This window comes from Psychrobacter sp., assembly GCF_018260395.1.
Classification (GTDB): domain Bacteria; phylum Pseudomonadota; class Gammaproteobacteria; order Pseudomonadales; family Moraxellaceae; genus Psychrobacter.
Window position 1 is genome coordinate 1 of record NZ_JAGLBC010000109.1, and the last position, 5,229, is coordinate 5,229.

At 41.9% G+C, this 5,229-nt stretch carries 3 protein-coding genes; 1 reads left to right on the forward strand and 2 read right to left on the reverse strand.

Features of this window, described 5'->3' with window-relative positions:
- Positions 1-391: 391 nt before the first annotated feature.
- Entirely contained in the window at positions 392-607 is a 216-nt protein-coding gene (locus QZ265_RS08365; protein WP_296405247.1) for a hypothetical protein, read from the reverse strand.
- A 171-nt stretch (positions 608-778) separates the two neighbouring features.
- Positions 779-3,031, reverse strand: coding sequence for an ATP-dependent DNA helicase RecG (gene recG, locus QZ265_RS08370; protein ID WP_296405249.1), 2,253 nt, complete (start codon positions 3,029-3,031; stop codon positions 779-781).
- A 400-nt stretch (positions 3,032-3,431) separates the two neighbouring features.
- Here recG and lnt point away from each other — a divergent pair, with 400 nt between their 5' ends.
- Positions 3,432-5,006 (forward strand): apolipoprotein N-acyltransferase, encoded by a 1,575-nt coding sequence (gene lnt / locus QZ265_RS08375; protein WP_296405252.1) that lies wholly within the window; start codon positions 3,432-3,434, stop codon positions 5,004-5,006.
- Positions 5,007-5,229 lie beyond the last annotated feature (223 nt).

The following is a 5,229-nucleotide window of genomic DNA, read 5'->3' on the forward strand; positions in this document are numbered from 1 at the left end:
ATTCGATTTGCTCCTTTTTCGCACTTCTTTTTAAAAAAGTGTGCGTTTGCCCTGTGCTAAGTTAAAGCTATACTATTTTTAAATAATAAATTGTAAGGTATGACAATGATTGCCAGTTATATGTTTATCTTGCATTCATGATCAAAGCTTCGGTAAATTCGCTGAAAATCTAATGCGAATATTACTATTAAGCACTTTATAAATGGAAACCTACTAAATAGCCCTTAAAATAAAAGCCTCTAAAATAAATGACCTCTAGAAAAGATAAATCGATATTCAACATTCATAAAAAAACGCATAAAAAAGATAGGATTACCTGTCTGATTTATGCGTAAATTTAAGCTTTAAGTCTTATATTTAAGTCTTGTAAATAATAAGACGCATTTTAAATTTATTTGCTAGCGATTAACCCTTTTATAAATTCAACCACTTTGGCGCTGTGCTCAGAGTTTTTAACTTCTTCTAGCAATTCTTCTTTTGACATGTTTTTATACTTTTCAATATCCGCCATATCAAAGTCTTTGGCGATATCCATTAAACCTGAAAGACCATTGCCTTCAGCGTTGTCATCACCTTTATTACCGCCTAAAATATCATTCATATTCATTATGCTTTCTTCCTTTATTGTGGATTGACCACATTGCTACATAATGCTTAGCTAGATAATAGTGGCCAATTAAGTGTTTAGTTAGACATTCTAACGTATATCACCAGTTATACATAATGGTTTTGAGAATAGCGATCGTAAAGACGTAAAAATGGATGACTCAGCCAAAACTTAAACATTGGTATATTTACTCGCCTCAGGCATCCAGCGATGAATTAATTGGGTGACCTCAGTTTTACGCGTATCATCATTAATTAAACGTTTAGCCAAATGGCTGGCGATCATCAGTAAGTTTTCATCACGGCTAAGATCAGACACGTAATAGCCCACATTACCGGTTTGACGTTTACCCAATAACTCGCCGGGCCCACGTAGTTGTAGGTCTTTTTGGGCAATCACAAAGCCATCATTACTGTCACGCAATACATTCAAACGCTCAATTCCCGTTTCAGACAAAGGCGTCTGATATAGCAGCACACAAAAGCTTTTGGTCGAGCCACGACCGACACGACCACGTAGCTGATGGAGCTGCGATAAACCCAAACGTTCAGCATTTTCAATCACCATTAAAGAGGCATTTGGTACATCAACGCCTACCTCAATCACGGTCGTGGCGACCAATAAATCCAATTCGGCATTTTTAAAAGCGGCCATGATTTCCTGTTTGTCTTTGGACTTCATTTTGCCATGCACCATGCCAATGCGGATGTCCAATCGTGCGCTTAGATCGGCAAACGTGGCTTCAGCAGCTTGAGCATTAAGTGTGCTGGAGTCTTCAACCAAAGAGCAGACCCAGTACGCTTGTTTGCCCTCTTTGCAGTTGGCGGCAATACGCTCAATCACCTCGTCACGGCGATTGCGATCAATCGTCACCGTGGTAATTGGGGTACGACCAGGGGGTAGTTCATCAATAATAGAAGTGTCCATATCGCCATAAGCACTCATTGCCAGCGTACGCGGAATGGGGGTTGCGGTCATAATGAGCTGATGCGGGGTGCTGTCTGCTACGCCTTTATCAGTCAAGGCCATGCGCTGCTCAACCCCAAAACGGTGTTGCTCATCAATAATGGCCAGTCCAAGTTTGGCAAACACTACCGCCTCTTGGAATAGGGCGTGAGTGCCTATGACTACTTGTACTTCATTTTCGGCTACGGCTTGTAAAGCTTCACGGCGCTGTTTGGCGGTTTGCTTACCTGCGAGCCAACCGACACCAATACCTAAGGGCTCAAACCAAGCTTTAAAGTTAATCAGATGTTGCTCAGCTAAGATTTCGGTAGGTGCCATTACGGCTACCTGCCAACCACTGTCTAAAGCGTAACAAGCCGCCAAGGCAGCCACTAAGGTCTTACCCGCACCGACATCGCCTTGTACCAAGCGTAGCATCGGAATAGAGGTAGCCATGTCACTGGTGATCTCATGAATCACTCGATTTTGTGCATTGGTCAAACTAAATGGTAGATTTGCCAGTAGCTTATCGGCTAAAGGACTACGCTTGTCACACTTGGGCGCCTTATGCTGATGTAACTGTATGCGGCGATACAGCATACTTAGCTGATGGGCGGTCAGCTCTTCGACAATTAGGCGCTGACAAGCTGGATGCACCCGTTCTTTTAATTGCTCAAGTTGTGCCACTTGTAAGCCGATATCGGTGTGCATGGGCGGCGTATGAATTAAAGTTAACGCTTCAAATAAAGTTAGATTTTGCCAACTTGGGGCTAATGAGCGGCTAGCGGGGGTCTTTTGTTGCTGAGTAGGGGTAGGGGACGATATGGGTAAGCCATAGGAATTTTTTGGTAGCGGCGCTGGCAAGTGATTCACCGCTTCCCAGTCTGAGCTATTAAATACACTTAGCGGCAAGCCTTGTTGATAGACCGTTTGTAGTGCAAGCTTTAGCAAAGTACGTAGTTTATTTTGATGTAAGCCCTTTACCGTGGGATAGATAGGCTGTAACCCAGTATTAATTACTGGAGCACCAGGCGGTACTACCATATACTCAGGGTGCGCCATTTGAACGCCATAGCGATTGATCTTAACCTCACCGAACACTCTTAATTGTGTGCCCAAGGTCATGGTTTGCACCAATCCGGCGTAAACTTTGAAAAACCTTAGTTGCAAAGCGCCAGTCGCATTTTCTAGCACCACAGTCATGCCACCGCGGTTGTTATCTACATAGGTCACTTGTCCCTCTACCAAGGCAGATTGACCGTCTTGTAAGTCGTCTATATTAATTAAGCGACTGCGGTCTTCATAATCACGAGGCAGATGCAGAAGTAAATCAAATAAGCGCTTAATGCTAAGCTGTTCAAGCTGTCCCTCAATTTTACTTCCCACACCAGCTAAGACATGGACCGGTAAGTCTACAGCAGTGGCCCCTGAGGCAAAGCTTGGGTTGTTTTCAATATTGATAGGAGATGACATCGGCATAATTAGCCTCTTTATTCGCTTATATGTTGTTAAAAGTATGATTAAAGGTCAAACTATGACCTATAAAAAAATACAATATTTCAAAAAGTTATTAAATGATTATAGAGCATAATGCTTAGGGGTATCAGCGCTTATTGGTTATCTGTTACTAGGGTTAACATTTTTGCAGTCTAGGCTGTTATGATACGCATACTGTGACCAAGATTTATGGCGTCTTAACCGTTGTTGATTTAGCAAATGAGCCTATAAACTTACCTTAACTCAATATTATTCTACCGCGATAGGCAGCTTATGGTTGTTTTGTTGTCTCAAGCAGATTCGCCTATATATAAGCCTGCTGGCATTATTTGCTAGGCAGGTTTTTGATTAAAGCCCTTAAGTGATCAGTAACGGAGCCGTCATGAGAGTCTCAAACCAACATGTCGTAGATCGATTAAATCAGACTTATAACGAACAACAAGCATCGTCATTACCGATTGGTATTGCCGTTATTGTGGCATGGTTGGCAGGGGCTATGTTTATGCTATCGCTAGCCCCGTATGGTTACTGGATTATTGCCCTAATTTCGCCCGCCTTATTATATGCTTTATTGTTAGCCCCTATGAGTAATAAACGTGCTTTTATTATTGGTGAAGCTTACGGTATGGGGCTATGGTGTGTAGGGGCTTTTTGGTTGTATACCTCTATCCATGATTATGGAGACATTGCTATGCCTTTGGCTTTACTCGCCATTGCGGTGATGGGACTGGGTATGGGCTTATTTCAAGCGTTTATGGCAGTGCTTTTCAATCGCTTTGTTGGCAAGCAGCCGTTAGCGTTCGCCGCCCTTTGGGTATTGCAAGAGTGGATGAAAACTTGGTTATTGACCGGTTTTCCTTGGCTATTTGTAGGCTATGCTTTTACTGAGCAGTATTGGTTGTCCTCTTTAGCGCCTGTGGCAGGTGTATTTGCAGTCTCATTCGTGGCGGTTTTATTATCGGCAAGTTTGGTTGAAGCATTTCGCAAACGGGCTGGCTATTTGGTAATTAGTGGTTTATTTTTGGCAATGAGTATTGGGCTTTGGTTACTTAATCCAGCTTGGACCCAGCCCAAACCAAATACTAAAAATCTAAAAGTATCTTTAATTCAGGGAAATATCCCTCAAGATTTAAAATGGTTAACGGAGTACCGTTATAAAACTCTTGAGATTTATGGCAAACTTAGCAGCACTGAATGGGGTCAAGATATGGTCATTTGGCCAGAATCATCTATCCCTATGTTTCAGACCGAAGCTTGGCCATTTATTACCGAAGTTGTTAAGGTAGCAAAAGAAACAAATACCACGTGGTTGACTGGTATTCCTTATAAAGATGAGGCAGCTTTTGATCCTAAGACTCAAGCCTATGCGCCATTTTATAATAGTGTCATTGCCTTAGGGGCGCAAGCAGAAGGCTTATATAAAAAGCAAAACCTAGTGCCTTTTGGGGAATATATTCCATTCCAAGGGGCGCTAGATTTGTTTCCTGGACTGGCTGGCAGTGATGAGATTTTAAACTATAGCCGCGGACCTGCCAATCAATCGCCATTACAAGTTAGAGGACATAAGCTTGGATCAGCGGTGTGTTATGAAGTGGCTTATCCAGATACCACTCGCCGTAATGCTAAGGATACCGACTTTTTATTAACTATTTCCAATGACGCTTGGTTTGGTACATCAGCCGGTCCTTTTCAGCATCTGCAAATGGTACAAATGCGCTCTTTAGAAACAGGGCGATGGTTTATGCGAGCTACCAATACGGGAGTTACTGCGATTATTGACCATACTGGTAAAATCGTGGCTCGAGCACCACAATTTGAGCGCACCGTATTACGTGGCGAGGTGCAGTCTCGTATTGGCACTACCCCTTATGTCCGCTTTGGTAATTATCCGATATTGATAATAATAGCCTTAATGCTATTGCTAAGCTATGTCGGCAAAGGAACATATAAGCGTTAAATTAATAACAAAAACGGCTTTCATAAACCTAATTAAATAAAAATGTACTGCTAATCCACAAATTGGTCATGGCGTTTTCACAAAAGATTGCAAATTGCGATATAATAGCAAGATACGTGAACGCTTCTGACTATGATAGTGCTGAGTTGGTATAGTGCTGAAATAATATAGTACTTAAATAATATAGTACTTAAATAATATAGTACTTAAATAATATAGTACT

What these genes read in the sequence shown, in the direction of transcription:
- QZ265_RS08365 (WP_296405247.1), bottom strand. Translation starts at nt 607, where the DNA reads ATGAATATGAATGATATTTTAGGCGGTAATAAAGGTGATGACAACGCT.
- lnt (WP_296405252.1), top strand. Translation starts at nt 3,432, where the DNA reads ATGAGAGTCTCAAACCAACATGTCGTAGATCGATTAAATCAGACTTAT.
- recG (WP_296405249.1), bottom strand. Translation starts at nt 3,031, where the DNA reads ATGCCGATGTCATCTCCTATCAATATTGAAAACAACCCAAGCTTTGCC.